Source organism: uncultured Halovibrio sp., from assembly GCF_913056445.1.
GTDB lineage: Bacteria > Pseudomonadota > Gammaproteobacteria > Pseudomonadales > Oleiphilaceae > Halospina > Halospina utahensis_B.
On the sequence record NZ_CAJXMA010000071.1, the window covers coordinates 1 to 14,470 of the forward strand.

13 protein-coding genes, 1 tRNA gene and 1 pseudogene are annotated in these 14,470 nt (G+C 62.5%); 14 read left to right on the forward strand and 1 reads right to left on the reverse strand.

The window, feature by feature from the left end:
- From QZ501_RS12065 to QZ501_RS12090, 6 genes and pseudogenes are all read left to right on the forward strand, one after another.
- Positions 1-590 (forward strand): annotated as a pseudogene (locus QZ501_RS12065) (serine-type D-Ala-D-Ala carboxypeptidase); the annotation flags it as partial.
- 9 nt (positions 591-599) lie between these two features.
- Positions 600-869 carry a DUF493 domain-containing protein gene (locus tag QZ501_RS12070; protein ID WP_095617973.1) on the forward strand — a complete coding sequence of 90 codons (270 nt, stop codon included), beginning with the start codon at positions 600-602 and terminating at the stop codon, positions 867-869.
- On the forward strand, positions 869-1,516 hold the full coding sequence (gene lipB / locus QZ501_RS12075; RefSeq protein WP_295719767.1) for a lipoyl(octanoyl) transferase LipB: 648 nt from the start codon (positions 869-871) through the stop codon (positions 1,514-1,516). Before QZ501_RS12070 ends, lipB begins: the two co-directional genes overlap by 1 nt.
- Positions 1,517-2,923, forward strand: a complete 1,407-nt coding sequence (locus tag QZ501_RS12080; protein WP_160898656.1) for an AarF/ABC1/UbiB kinase family protein — start codon at positions 1,517-1,519, stop codon at positions 2,921-2,923.
- Positions 2,924-2,979: 56 nt separating this feature from the next.
- Positions 2,980-3,222, forward strand: coding sequence for a GrxA family glutaredoxin (locus QZ501_RS12085; RefSeq protein ID WP_295719771.1), 243 nt, complete (start codon positions 2,980-2,982; stop codon positions 3,220-3,222).
- 26 nt (positions 3,223-3,248) lie between these two features.
- Positions 3,249-3,440, forward strand: coding sequence for a hypothetical protein (locus QZ501_RS12090; RefSeq protein ID WP_077528693.1), 192 nt, complete (start codon positions 3,249-3,251; stop codon positions 3,438-3,440).
- Positions 3,441-3,446: 6 nt separating this feature from the next.
- Here QZ501_RS12090 and QZ501_RS12095 read toward each other — a convergent pair whose 3' ends face one another.
- A complete protein-coding gene (locus QZ501_RS12095) occupies positions 3,447-4,709 on the reverse strand; it encodes a 6-phosphofructokinase (protein ID WP_295719775.1) in 1,263 nt (420 codons plus the stop codon).
- 151 nt (positions 4,710-4,860) lie between these two features.
- Between QZ501_RS12095 and mpl the strand changes: the two genes are divergently transcribed.
- The 8 genes from mpl to rlmB all read left to right on the forward strand — a co-directional run.
- Positions 4,861-6,234, forward strand: coding sequence for a UDP-N-acetylmuramate:L-alanyl-gamma-D-glutamyl-meso-diaminopimelate ligase (gene mpl / locus QZ501_RS12100; protein ID WP_295719778.1), 1,374 nt, complete (start codon positions 4,861-4,863; stop codon positions 6,232-6,234).
- A 22-nt stretch (positions 6,235-6,256) separates the two neighbouring features.
- Positions 6,257-6,871, forward strand: coding sequence for a flavin prenyltransferase UbiX (locus QZ501_RS12105; protein ID WP_295719792.1), 615 nt, complete (start codon positions 6,257-6,259; stop codon positions 6,869-6,871).
- Positions 6,872-6,878: 7 nt separating this feature from the next.
- Positions 6,879-7,646, forward strand: a complete 768-nt coding sequence (locus tag QZ501_RS12110; RefSeq protein ID WP_151440860.1) for an ATP-binding protein — start codon at positions 6,879-6,881, stop codon at positions 7,644-7,646.
- Between the two features lie 100 nt (positions 7,647-7,746).
- Positions 7,747-8,886: an acyl-CoA dehydrogenase family protein gene (locus tag QZ501_RS12115; protein ID WP_295719783.1), complete on the forward strand. Its 1,140-nt coding sequence runs from the start codon at positions 7,747-7,749 to the stop codon at positions 8,884-8,886.
- A 97-nt stretch (positions 8,887-8,983) separates the two neighbouring features.
- Positions 8,984-11,080, forward strand: coding sequence for a hypothetical protein (locus QZ501_RS12120; protein WP_295719786.1), 2,097 nt, complete (start codon positions 8,984-8,986; stop codon positions 11,078-11,080).
- A gap of 93 nt (positions 11,081-11,173) precedes the next feature.
- Positions 11,174-11,260, forward strand: a tRNA-Leu gene (locus tag QZ501_RS12125).
- Positions 11,261-11,331: 71 nt separating this feature from the next.
- Positions 11,332-13,827 (forward strand): ribonuclease R, encoded by a 2,496-nt coding sequence (gene rnr / locus QZ501_RS12130; RefSeq protein ID WP_295719788.1) that lies wholly within the window; start codon positions 11,332-11,334, stop codon positions 13,825-13,827.
- A gap of 15 nt (positions 13,828-13,842) precedes the next feature.
- Positions 13,843-14,470 (forward strand): 23S rRNA (guanosine(2251)-2'-O)-methyltransferase RlmB (gene rlmB, locus QZ501_RS12135; RefSeq protein ID WP_295719790.1); only part of this gene is annotated, 628 nt, incomplete at its 3' end.

Genomic DNA, 14,470 nt, shown 5'->3' on the forward strand with positions numbered 1-14,470 from the left:
CGGATACCTATGATCTCTACTCCAAGCGCCATTACACGTACAACGGCATCCGCCAGCCCAATCGTAACCAGCTGCTCTGGCGTGACAAATCCGTCGACGGGCTCAAGACCGGGCATACGGATGACGCGGGCTACTGCCTGGCGGCATCCGCCGAACGCGACGGCATGCGCCTGGTCAGTGTGGTTATGGGAGCCGCCAGCGCGGAAGCCAGGGCGCGTGAGTCCCAGCAGCTGCTCAACTACGGTTTCCGTTACTATGAAACCTTCCGTCTTTACGAGGGCGGGGAAAAGGTGACCGATGCCCGGGTCTGGAAAGGTGCTGGCGATCGGGTGGATCTTGGTATTCAGGAAGATCTGTATCTCACGGTTCCGAACGGAGCGCGGGAAGAACTGGAGCCTGCCGTATCCGTTGAATCCGTCCTCGAGGCCCCGATCGAGCGCGGTGAGGTGTTCGGGGACCTGACGGTGACCCATGAAGACAGCACACTCGCCGAAAGGGAGCTGGTAGCGCTGCATTCCGTGGAGCAGGGTGGGCTTTTCCGCCGCCTCTGGGACACCATCAAGCTGTTCTTCCTGGGGCTGTTCCAGTAACCTAGGGGCATGAGTGAAGGCCAGAATCCCCAGATCGAGTTCCCCTGTGACTACCCGATCAAGGTGATCGGGGATCACAGCGAAGATTTCGCACTGACGGTGACCCGGGTTGTGCAGCAGTTCGACCCGGCGTTTGACCCGGCGACACTCACCGCCCAGCCGAGCCGCAACGGCCGGTTCATATCGGTTCGCGTTACTCTCAGGGCCACCGGTGAAGAGCAGCTGCAGAACCTGTTCGCGGCACTCAAGGCCACCGGTCAGGTTCACATGGTGGTCTGATGGGCCAGTCTTTCCCCCCTGCTGAGGAGCCCCGGTTTGAGTGGCTCGGTCGGCGCGCCTATGAGCCTGTTTTTGAGGCCATGAAGGCCTTTACAGACCACCGTGATGGCAACACCCGTGACGAGTGCTGGCTGCTGGAGCACGACCCCGTGTTTACCCAGGGCCAGGCCGGCCGGGCTGAACATCTTCTCTGGCCGGGCGATATACCAGTGGTCCAGGTCGACCGCGGCGGCCAGGTCACGTTTCACGGCCCCGGCCAGCTTATGCTCTATACACTGATTGATATCCGCCGTCGCGGGCTGGGCGTGCGCCAGCTCGTCAGCCTGCTGGAAGACACCACCGTGGCAGTGCTGGCACACTGGGGGATCGAGGCCGCCCCCCGCCGGGACGCGCCCGGTGTCTACGTGGCGGGTGAAAAGATCGCCTCACTGGGTCTGAGGGTGCGGCGTGGCTGCGCTTACCATGGACTTGCACTCAATGTGGACATGGATCTCTCACCGTTTCAACGGATCAACCCCTGTGGTTATGCGGGCATGCCCGTCACCCAGCTGCGGGATCAGCTGGGTGAGAGCGTGTCTCTGGGCGCGGTATCGGATGTACTCCAGCGGACCCTGCTGGAGCGGTTGCAACAGGCCGGGAGCGAGTGAATGGGCTCCGAGAAGAAACGCAGTTCGGTGTCACGCATCAAGACCGGCAGCTTTGAGCGCCGCCTGAGCCTGACACGGGCCGGGCTTTTCGCCGGCACCCGCATGGCGGGCCATTACGCCACCAACTGGTTTGGAAACCGTGAGAGCCGTCAGCAGCGCCGCAGCGACATGCTGTCACGCCAGGCGCGGTACCTGGTGGAGGAGCTGGGGCAGCTCAAGGGCAGTGTGGTCAAGATCGGCCAGATCATGGCGCTCTATGGCGAGCATTTCCTTCCGGAGGAAGTCACCGAGGCCCTGCACACCCTTGAGGATCGCACCACCTCCCTGGAGTGGGCCACCATCGAGCGGACCCTGAAGGCGGAACTTGGTGAGCAACGGCTGTCCGAGCTGGAAGTCGACCCGGAGCCCATTGGTGCTGCCTCACTGGGCCAGGTGCACTGGGCACGCCGTCGTGAGGATGGTGAGGAGCTGGTTCTCAAGATCCAGTACCCCGGCGTGGCCGATGCCGTGGACTCCGACCTGAACTCTGTGGCCCAGGTGCTCAAGATGGCCCGTGTGGTTTCCTGGGGGCCGGCCTTCGATGAGTGGCTGGAGGAAGTCCGCGCCATGATGCACCGGGAGGTGGACTACCGCCTGGAAGCCCGCACCACCGAGTCATTCCGGCAGAAGCTGTTGGATGATCCGCGTTTCATCGTGCCCCGGGTCGTCGAGGAATACTCGAGTGACCATGTGATTGCGTCGACCTACGAATCCGGTCATCCGGTGGGCTCCGAGCCGGTCCAGTCTCTCTCCCTGGAGCGGCGCTCCGCGCTGGGTAAGGGGGCACTGGAGCTGTTCCTGAGCGAACTGTTCATCTGGAACGAAATCCAGACCGATCCGAACTTCGGGAACTACCGGATCCGGCTGGCCGAGGAGACCGGGGATCGGGACTGCATTGTGCTGCTCGATTTCGGGGCGGTGCAGCGGTATTCCGATGAGTTCCTGGGGCCGGTCCGGGACATGATCCGGGCGTCCTACGAGCAGGATCTGGACGCCGTCATTGAAGGCGGTATCAAGCTCAACTTCATGCAGGCTGACTGGCCCCGGCCGGTCCTCGAGCGGTTTGGCGGGGTCTGTATGCGGGTGCTCGAGCCACTGAGTGGCGAGGCCATGGAGAAGCCGGACTACGCGGTCAATGAGCGTGGTGAATACCGCTGGAAGCAGAGCGACCTGCCCAACCGCGTGGCGCGCGAGGCTACCCGGTCCGCCATCAACCGTTACTTCCGTATGCCCCCGAAGGAGTTCGTCTTCCTCAACCGCAAGCTGGTGGGCGTCTACACCTTCATCGCCGTGCTGGCGGCGGAGTTCGATGGCGAACCGGTACTGCGCCACTATCTCTATGGGGAATCCGGGAGCACCTCCGGCTGACCGCGGATTCCATGCTATCCTTGCGCCCGAAACAGGCATGATCCGAGGAGTCAGCAATGGAGAAAGTAACGATCTACGGCCGCATGTCCTGCGGTTTCTGCAGCGGCGCACGCCGTCTGTGTGAAACACGGGGCCTTGAGCACGAATGGGTCGATATGATCTCGGAAGGACTGGACAAGCAGGATCTGAGCGAGATCGCTGGAACCCCCGTGCACACCGTGCCGCTGATCTTTGTTGGGGATCGCCATATCGGTGGCTTTGACGAGTTCACCCGGTACATCGAACAGAACCAGGCCTGAATCACCACGAGGGAGGAAATGCGGGTATGGCCGATGACGAGAACATGAAACGCCCGGAAACGATTCCGGAAGAACGCTGGAAGCAGCACCTGGACTGGATGCAGGTCACGGGGAGCACTCTGGATGAACATCTGAAGGAACAGAGCACCGGGGAACTCTGGAAACAGTTCCAGCGTCGCTCCATGACCCGGCGCCGCAGCGACGACACCGGGTCCTGAACCGCCTCAGAGCTTGAAGTCGGCCTTGAGCTTCTTCTCCACGGGCCGGTTCTCAAGCTTCGCCACCTTGGGCAGGCCGTTCTCGAACGGCGGGAAGGCTTCACCCTGGATCAGCGGCTCCAGGTATTCGCGGCAGTCCGCCGTGATGCCGAAGCCCTCATCCGTGGTGTAGTGGATCGGCATCTTCTTCTCCTGGTTGGCCACCTCGTTCAGCGGCGCCTCGCTGATGTGCCAGCGATAGGGATTGGACGACTCGCGCTTGATGATGGGCATGATGCCGTTACGGCCTTCCAGAGCGTAGTTCACGGCGGCCTCACCCACGGCGTAGGCCTGCTCCACATCCGTCTGTGACGCAATGTGGCGCGCCGAGCGCTGCAGGTAGTCCGCCACTGCCCAGTGGTACTTGTGGCCCAGGGACTGCTTCACCATGTTGGCCAGTGTCGGTGCCACGCCGCCCAGCTGGGTATGGCCGAAGGCGTCCTTCTGGCCGGCTTCCGCGAGGAAACGGCCGTCCTCGTACTGGGCGCCCTCCGAGGCTACCACCACACAGAACCCGTGATCCTTCACGCACTGGTCGACCTTGTTCAGGAACGCCTCACGTTCGAAGGGGTGCTCCGGGAATACGATGATGTGCGGCGCGTCCCCCGGATTCTTCCCGGCCAGCCCGCCGGCGGCGGCGATCCAGCCCGCGTGGCGGCCCATGACCTCGAGGATGAAGACCTTGGTGGAGGTGTCGCACATGGACTGGATGTCCAGGCTCGCCTCCAGTGTGGAGGTGGCCACGTATTTGGCAACGGAGCCAAAGCCCGGGCAGCAGTCGGTGAAGGGCAGGTCGTTGTCCACAGTCTTCGGGATGCCGATGCAGTTGAGCGGGTAGCCCATGCGCTCGGCCATCTGGGAGACCTTGAAGGCTGTGTCCTGGGAATCGCCACCACCGTTGTAGAAGAAGTAGCCGATGTCGTGGGCCCGGAAGACTTCGATCAGTCGCTCGTACTCATGGCGGTTCTCATCAATATTCCGCAGCTTGTGGCGGCAGGACCCAAAAGCGCCCCCGGGCGTGTGGATCAGGGCGCGGATCTCGTCATCGGTCTCGTAACTGGTGTCGATCAGCTCCTCCTTGAGGGCACCGGTAATGCCGTTGCGGCCGGCGAATACCTTGCCGATACGGTCGCCGTGTTTGCGGGCGGTTTCGATCACCCCCGCGGCGCTGGCGTTGATGACCGCGGTCACGCCCCCGGACTGGGCATAGAAAGCGTTCTTGGGCGCCATGTTGTTGAGCCTCCTGCAATCGACTGAATGGTGACGCATGATACTTGAAAGCACCGTGGTTGTGCATGATCCACAAGGCATTGGATTGGGTTTATCCGGGATTTCCAATACCATGGCGTGATCCATGGGCAACGGGCCGGAACGGCGGACTATGCACATCCATATTCTTGGTATCTGCGGTACCTTCATGGGCAGCCTGGCGCTGCTGGCACGCGAGCTCGGGCACGAGGTGACCGGTTCGGACGAGAACGTCTACCCGCCCATGAGCACCCAGCTGGAGCAGGCCGGCATCGGTCTGCACGAAGGCTACACCCGTGAAGCCCTGAAGCCCGCTCCGGATCTGGTGGTGGTGGGCAATGCCCTGGGCCGGGGTAACGCGGCCGTGGAGTACATGCTCAACCGCAACATGCGCTATGTGTCAGGCCCGGAATTCCTGGCCCGGGAGGTCCTGAACGGGCGCTGGGTGCTGGCCGCGGCGGGGACCCACGGTAAGACCACGACGGCCTCAATGATGCTCTGGATCCTGGAGCAGGCGGGGTTCGACCCGGGGTATCTGATCGGCGGTGTTCCCAATGACTTTGAGCACTCCGCGCGCCTCGGCAGCAGCGATTTCTTTGTGGTGGAGGCGGATGAGTATGACAGCGCCTTCTTCGACAAGCGCTCCAAGTTCGTCCACTACCGCCCCCGGACCCTGATCCTCAACAACCTGGAATTCGACCATGCGGACATCTTCAACAGCATTGAGGATATTGAACGCCAGGTGCATCACCTGGTGCGTACGGTGCCAGCGACGGGCCTGATTGTGCGCCCGGCACGCGATCGCAACCTGGATTCCGCCCTGGCGCTGGGCTGTTGGACGCCCATCCAGAGTACTGCCATTGGTGGCGAGTCGGATCTTGCCAGCTGGCGTGCGGAACTGACCGCCGCCGATGGGAGCGAGTTCATGGTGGTCCACAACGAGCAGCCCGTGGCACGGCTGCGCTGGAAGCTTACGGGCCAGCACAATGTCCGCAACGCACTGGCCGCCATCGCCGCCGCCAAGCACGTCGGGGTGACGCCCGATCATGCCATCGCGGCCCTGCAGCGTTTCGGTGGTGTGAAGCGGCGCATGGAGCTGATCGCGGACGTGGGTGGCATCCGTCTCTACGACGACTTCGCCCATCACCCAACCGCGATCGCTACGACTCTGGACGGGCTGCGGCATCAGGTGGGGCAGGATCCGGTTGTCGCAGTGGTGGAACCACGCTCCAACACCATGAAGCAGGGCCATCACAGCGCCCGCCTGCTGGAATCCACCATGCTGGCGGATCGGGTGGTCTGGGTGGACTACGATGAACAGGACTGGCTCGCTGCCATGCTGGACGGCGCCGACGGACGCCACAGCCGTTACAGCGTTATGGAGGAGCTGGTCTCGGGGCTCTGTGGTGACCTGCCACGGCCCTGTCACATCGTACTGATGAGCAATGGTGGCATGGGCGGGCTGCGCGAACGGCTCAGGAACCAGTTGGAGACCTGTTTTGGCTGAACGACCCGTGGTCAACCTGGCCATGACCGGCGCTTCGGGCGCCCCCTACGGGCTGCGGCTGCTGGAGCAGCTGATGGCGGCCGGCTGTGAGGTGCGCCTGATGATCTCAAAGGCAGCCCAGGTTGTGATCAGCACCGAGACGGACCTGCGCCTGCCGGGCAGTACCGATGCGGCCACACGGCTTCTGACGGAACGCTGTGGTGGTGAGCCCGGGCAGTTGACCCTGTTCGGGCGGGAGGACTGGTTCGCGCCGCCAGCTTCCGGTTCAGGGCCGAAAGCGCCGCTGGTGATCTGCCCCTGCAGTACCGGTACGCTCTCGGCGCTGGCCAACGGCGCCAGCGACAACCTGATCGAGCGGGCAGGGGATGTGGCTCTCAAGGAACGGCGCCAGCTGATCCTGGTGCCCCGCGAATCCCCCTATTCCGAAGTCCATCTCCAGAACATGCTCACGCTCACCCGCATGGGCGCCACCATCATGCCTGCGAGCCCGGGCTTCTACCATGAGCCGCAGAGCGTGGGAGACCTGGTGGACTTCATTGTGGCGCGCCTCCTCGACCACCTGGGCCTGGAGCAGACCCTGGTCGGGCGCTGGGGCGAGGCGCGGCTGGCCATGAAACGTGACGCCAAAGGAGAATAGAACACCGATGAGCGGGATTGACTGGCAGCAGGTTCCGGCCGCCATCTGGCGATCGCAGCGCCAGGAACTGAGGGCGGTTACCCACCCGGACCCGGTGCGCTGGGATGACCTGCACGGCATTGAGGCCCAGAAAGAGAAGCTGGCCCACAACACCGAACGCTTCCTGGATGGCAAACCAGCGAATCATGCGTTGCTCTGGGGCTCCCGGGGTACCGGCAAGTCCTCGCTGGTGAAGGCGCTGCTCAACCGCTACCGGGACCAGGGCCTTCGGGTGATTGAAGTGGACAAGGACGACCTGGTCCACCTGCACGAGATCGTGGACCCCATCCGCGAATGCCGCGAGCGCTTCATCATCTACTGCGATGACCTCTCCTTCGGCACCGACGATCCGGGCTACAAGCCGCTTAAGAGCGTGATGGAAGGCTCCATCGAGCTGCCCCCGGAGAACGTCCGGGTCTACGCCACCTCCAATCGGCGCCACCTGATGCCGGAATACATGAAGGACAATCAGGACACCACCATGGTCAACGGCGAGATCCACCCCTCCGAGGCCGTGGAAGAGCAGGTCTCGCTGTCGGATCGGTTCGGGCTCTGGCTGTCGTTCTACCCCTTCGATCAGGACACCTACCTGGAGACGGTGGATGCCCTGTTTCCGGACGTTCAGGACCGGGAAGCCCTGCACCGGGCGGCGCTGCAGTTCGCGCTGGCCCGGGGCGGGCGCAGTGGGCGCACGGCCGAGCAGTTCCGGCGCGCCTTCAGCGGTGAATTCGGCTAGTACTTCCAGCCAACCCGATTGAACGCTTTGGTCATTGTGGCGGCCCCGACGCATCGCGACACTGAGCGCGACCGAAACAACAATACCGGAGTCCGCCCCGATGCTTTCACGCCCGATCTACGACAGCGACGTCCACCAGTTCCGCGATACCGTCGTCCGCTTCCTTCAGAACGAGGCGGTGCCCTACCACGACCAGTGGGAAAAGGATGGCCAGGTCAGCCGCGAGCTCTGGGAAAAAGGCGCTGAACTGGGCCTGCTGTGCCCGTCACTGCCCGAGGAATACGGCGGTGCCGGGGTGGACTTCCGCTACAGTGCCGTGGTGATGGAGGAGGTCAGCAGGCTCGGCCTGTCCGGGATCGGGTTCTTCCTGCACTCGGATATTGTGGCCCCCTATATCCACCACTACGGCACTGAGGAACAGAAGCAGAAGTACCTGCCGAAGATGGCCAGCGGCGAGATGATTACCGCCATTGCCATGACCGAGCCCGGCGCCGGCTCCGACCTTCAGGGGATTCGCACGTCGGCGATCTGGGATGGCGAGCATTACGTGCTCAACGGGTCAAAGACTTTCATTACCAACGGTCAGATGGCGGACCTGGTGATCGTGGTGGCCAAGACCGACCCCAAGGAGGGCGCCAAGGGCACCAGCCTCTTCCTCGTGGAGGCGGACTGGCCGGGCTTCGACAAGGGCCGCAATCTGGATAAGGTGGGCATGAAGGCCCAGGACACCTCGGAGCTGTTCTTTCAGGACGTGAAGGTACCCAGGGAGAACCTGCTGGGCAGCGCGGAAGGGCAGGGCTTCATGCAGCTGATGCAGGAGCTGCCCCAGGAGCGCCTGCTGGTGGGGCTGGTGGCGCTGGCCGCCTGCGAGGGCGCTTTCGAGTGGACCCTGGATTACGTGAAGGAGCGCAAGGCCTTCGGCAAGCCGGTCATCGGTTTCCAGAACACCCGCTTCAAGCTGGCCGAGCTCAAAGCGGACATCACGGCCGGGCGTACCTTCGTGGACCGCTGCCTGGAGATGCACCTGGAGGGCAAGCTGGACGTGCCCACCGCCGCCATGCTCAAGCAGTGGAGCACGGACCTGCAGTGCCGGGTGATGGACGAATGCCTGCAGCTGTTCGGCGGTTACGGTTACATGACCGAGTACCCCATCGCACGGGCCTGGGCCGACGCCCGGGTGCAGCGCATCTACGCCGGCACCAACGAGATCATGAAGGAGATCGTCGCCCGCTCGCTCTGATTCCCGTAATTGCCAAGCCGATCAAGGTACAGGGAGGGCCCATCCGTTAGAGTCGCGTCAGGACAATGGCGCAAGGCGGACAACGGGTGGCGCATCCATGATCAGACACATCCTCCGGACCGGTCTCGCTCTGGCGGCGGCTGCAGCCCTTGCCGGCTGCCTCGGGGACAGTGATTCCGACGAGTACGATGAGGACATCACGCGCTACGAGAGCAACCCCGCAGCGGGTGATCCTGGTACCTATCCGGTGCAGGCCCGTAACGGCAGGCTGGAACGGGCGCTGGTCTGGCTTGATATGGATGGTGACCAGGCTCTTTCCGTTTACGATCACCAGGATTATGAAGATGACGTTCTGGCTGATGCGGATGACGAGACAAAGGCGAGGCTGGACGTTGATAACAGCTTCAAGCTAACGGAACCCTGGGGCATCACTGACGCCGATGGCAATCTGGATCTCGATGTTAGTGCGCTGGACCTCCCGGAAAGCGTTGCCGCTGATCTGGACCCTTCCGATTATTCCCTGATGGTGGTGGCCGTACCCGGCGAGACCCGCAACGGTGGTGAGCTGGTAGATCGGGCTTTCTTTCTCAGTGCGCCGCCCGGTGTCAGCACTGTCTCACCGTTCACCACACTCGCCGAGACCATCCGCTGGCTTCGCGGTGACAGCCTGGATGCCGCGGCTGCGGCGAGCCGCCTGCAGCAGGAGAACCTCCTGGACGCCCAGGAGCCGGTCAGCATCTACCAGGATTATCTGAACGCACAGGGAGCGACCCGGGCACCGCATTATGCGACGGCGTTGCGGCGGCTGCAGCAGAAACAGGTCACTGGTGCCCTGAATGGCAAGGTCAAAAAAGCGGTAGAGGATGGCCTGGAAAACATGACTCCGGGCCAGCGGGAAGTGTTCTTCGAGTTGAACGATTTTCAGGTTTTAGGGTCAGTGATGCTGGATCAGGCGGCAAACGTGATCAGGGCAGTGGATGCTGACATTGACGCCAGAGGTGTTGATGGCTATGCCCTGCCTGCGGACGGGAAGCTGGACAGTATCCGGAACTTTAAGCCGGATTTTGATAACCCGCTGGTTCCCGTGGAACAGCGTTATTTCACGCGGCTTGAGAATCCTGAGAATGAAGAGAACTTTGCTCCCGGCGCTCTAGAGACCGGGGACAATGGCGACGAAGTGCGACTGGGGCGTCTGACAGCCGAGGATGCCGAACTCAACGCGCAGGTCTTTTTTGATTACGGTCCGGGGGGCAGGGTCAGCCGTATCAGCGTACGGGGTCAGACCCGTCCGTCCATGAGCGCATTCCGGTTTCTTTCTGCCGGTGAAGATGGCGGAAACCCTGTCGATCTCGGGTACGCCCCCTATCTGGATATGGAGACGGGTCCAGCCCTGGATGAGGCGGTGGAGCGAGATGCACTTTCATCCGAAGTTCTGGATGAGCGCTTTGGTGAAGCGGATGGCGCTATTGACTGGGCCACTCCAAGTATCGGTCTGGATTCCAGGTGGATTGATGGTGAAAGTACTGATGATCACCCGGATGGTCGTCTGGAGAGGGTTTACGTAGAGCCCGATGGGGCAGCGGCGCTGATACGCCGGCCTCCGTTGGCGAGTGGTGTCGACACTGTGGATGCATCAATAAACGTGGAGTCGGAGGAGTCGGGTGTACCTCAGATTCCAATTGCCATGCCAGTTGTCGGTGACCAACTGAAAAGTATCGGGAGCCTCTCAATCACCTATGGAAAGCCTGGGGGCTTGGACGAGTGCGATAATGGGACACCAGTGGAGCCTATTACCCACAAGCAGACTGTGAAGGTTAGTGAGGGGTCAGAACCTGACGCTCAGCCTGAGCTTACGCTTACACGGTACGGCCATGTGCCCAGTGGTGAAGATGTCTTCAGGGTGCTTGCGGAAACCTATCCGGCGCCAGTCGGTGATGGCGTCATTCTGCGTGAGTATGAATATCCGACGGATGGTATGGCTGATGCGAACCCCGATAATGTTGTTCAGCCAGACCGTATACTGTCGGTGCGGGCTCTAGCGCTGGACTCGCTGGATCGAAGTGCCCGGTTCTGCGGTGATGAAGGGGAGGCGTTTTCCGTTTCCGGAAGTTCCGCGAACCTGCAGTATTACATCGGCTACGAATACATGCGCTTCGCTGACTATCTGGAATCCATAGGAACCCGGAGTCAGTAACCTGGAATCCAAAAAATGTTTGACAGCCCCGCGGGCGGCCATTAAAGTACGCATCACATTCGGGCAGCGCCCGAACACAGTCAGATGCCTCGTGCCGAGGTGGCGGAAATGGTAGACGCGCTAGCTTCAGGTGCTAGTGTCCGTAAGGACGTGGTGGTTCAAGTCCACTCCTCGGCACCACTCTTTTATCCTCCCCTTCTCTCCTGTCTCATTAATTGAGATCCAAGAACAAACAGTCACAGGCGGAATCAATGGCCTCAGGTATCCCTCAGGACGACCCCAACGCGGATCGTGAATCCCAGAAATACGAGAAACCAGTCCACGGCCGGGAAGCGATCCTGGAACACCTGAAAAAACGTGGTGCGCCGGCGACCCACCAGAAACTCTGTGAAGAGTTTGACCTGGACGACGAGGACCGCATTGAGGGACTGCGCCGGCGGCTGATCGCCATGGCGCGGGATGGTCAGCTCATCTGTAATCGCCGTGGCGCCTATCTGCCCATATCCGAGGCGGATCTCACCCGGGGTCACGTTCAGGGCCACCGGGATGGGTTTGGTTTTGTGGTACCCGAAGGCGGCGGTGACGATCTTTTCCTGAATGCCCGTCAGATGCGGCAGGTCTTCCACGGCGACCGGGTACTGGTGCGTGAGGATCAGAGAGATGCCCGCGGCAAGCGCGAGGCTGTCATCGTTGAGGTGCTGGAGCGCAACACGACCCAGGTTGTGGGTCGCATGCAGCGTGAGGACGGTGTTTCGATGGTGATTCCGGAGAACAGCCGGATCAACCAGGAGATACTGGTGCCGGAAGAGGCGTGCCAGGGCGCGGGTCATGGCCAGTACGTCACCGTTACCATTGAGAAGCAACCCACAGTGCGCAACAAGCCGGTCGGGCGTGTGGTCGAGATCCTGGGCGACCACATGGCGCCGGGTATGGAGATCACCGTGGCCATCCGTTCCTATGGCCTCCCGGATCAGTGGCCTCCGGCGGTCACCGAGCAGGCGCGGAGCATTCCGGACGAGGTCTCTGAAGAAGCCAAACAGGGCCGTGTTGATCTGCGGGATATGCCCCTGGTCACCATTGACGATGAAAGCGCCCGTGACTTCGATGATGCGGTCTACGCGGAAAAGCGCCGGGGCGGCGGCTACAGGTTGATTGTCGCCATCGCCGATGTGGCCTGGTACGTGCGTCCTGAGACGGCGCTGGATCTGGAGGCCCAGAACCGGGGCAACTCCGTCTACTTCCCGGACCACGTGGTTCCGATGCTGCCGGAGAAGCTTTCCAACGGCCTCTGTTCGCTGAACCCGGGCGTTGACCGCCTGTGCATGGTTGCGGACATGAATCTGAGCCGGGAAGGCAAGATCACCCAGTACTGCTTCTACGAAGCGGTGATGCACTCCCATGCACGCCTTACGTACAACAAGGTCAGTGCCATCCTGGAACACCCGGAATCGAATGACGGGCAGAAGCTGCGGGATGAGTACAGCCAGGTCGTGCCCCATCTGGAGACGCTCTACGGTTGTTACCAGATGCTGCGGGAGGCGCGCGAGCAACGCGGCGCCATCGACTTTGAAACCACGGATACCCAGATCCGGTTTGACCGTGACCGCAAGATCAGCGAGATCGTGCCGGTTGAGCGCAATGCCGCTCACAAGGTGATCGAGGAATGCATGCTGTGCGCCAACGTGGCCACGGCGCGTTTCCTGAAACAGCACCGGATTCCGACGCTCTTCCGCGTGCACGATTCGCCTTCGCAGGAGCGGCTGGCGGACGTGCGGCAGTTCCTGAGCGGGCTCGGCCTGGATCTGCCCGGTGGTGATGACCCGGAACCCCAGGATTACCAGCAGGTGCTCAGCCAGGTGCAGAACCGTCCGGATGCCCACATCATCCAGACGGTGATGCTGCGCTCCATGAAGCAGGCGGTCTACACCTCCGAGCAGCGGGGCCACTTTGGTCTCGGCTTCGAGGAATACACGCACTTCACTTCGCCCATCCGGCGCTATCCGGACCTGCTGATCCACCGGGGTATCAAGTCGGTGATCCATCGCAAGGCGAGGGGCGGTGCCATGGCCGGAATCAAGGCGCTGTTCGGGAGCCAGAAGAAGGCGAAGACCGTAGTGCCGGCGGAGAAACCGGACCCGGAACTCGCGCAGTACGGCTACTCCCAGGAGCGCGTCCAGCAGCTGGGCGAGCACTGCTCCATGACGGAGCGCCGTGCCGACGATGCGACCCGCGACGTCGAGGCCTGGCTCAAGTGCGAATTCCTGCAGGGCAACGTCGGCGAGGTCTTTGATGGGGTGATCGCCTCAGTCACCGGCTTCGGGTTGTTCGTGCAGCTGGGCGGCGTCTACACCGAGGGCCTGGTGCACATCTCGGCACTGGGTGGCGACTTCTTCCACTTCGACCGCATCCGCCACACGCTGATCGGCGAGCATACCGGGCGAACCTTCCGGCTCGGCGATCAGGTGTGGGTAAGGGTGGTCCGGGTGGACCTGGATGACCGCAAGATTGATCTGGAGCTGGAAGAATCCCTTCCGGACGCGAAGAAAGGTGGCGGAAAGGGATCAGGCAACCGCAGGAAAGGCGGTGGCAAGGGCCAGCAGGGTGGCGGCAAACAGCAGGGCGGTGACCAGAAGAAGAAACAGACGAAAGAGGCTGATTCCGGCGACGAGGCCGCGCCCAAGAAGAAATCCGGCGGGCGCCGCCGTCGGCGTGGTGGCCGTGGTGGCGGCGGCAAGAGCGAAGGCTGATCCGGAGAACGTCTGATGGCGCAGCATACCCTCTTTGGCTGGCACGCGGTCACCACCCTGCTGGAGCGGCATCCGGAACGGGTGCGCAGCCTGAAGCTGCAGCAGGGGCGTGAGGACGGCCGCCAGAAGCGGGTGCGCCAGCTTGCCGATGATTTCGGTGTTGCCGTGGAGCAGTGCCAGCGTCGGGTTCTGGATGAGGCCAGTGACGGTGGCAATCATCAGGGCGTGGTGGCCGTCATCAAGCCGCCTGCCGCCCTGAGCGAGGATGCGCTGCTGGAGCGCCTGGAAACACTGGGGCGCCCGCCTTTCATTCTCCTCCTGGATGGTGTCACGGATCCTCACAATCTGGGGGCCTGCCTGCGCACGGCCGATGCGGCCGGCGTCGATGCGGTGGTGGTGCCGAAGGACCATTCGGCGCCGCTCAACGGTGTGGCCATGAAGGTTGCCAGTGGTGCGGCGGAATCCGTGCCGCTGGTGCGGGCCACCAACCTGGCGCGCTTCATGCGCCGGTGCCAGGAGCAGGGCATCTGGTTCACCGGCACCTCGGATTCCGCTGAAGCGAGCATCCATGATCTGGATCTCACCGGCCCCGTGGCCCTGGTCATGGGAGCCGAAGGCAAGGGTATGCGCCGCCTCACCCGGG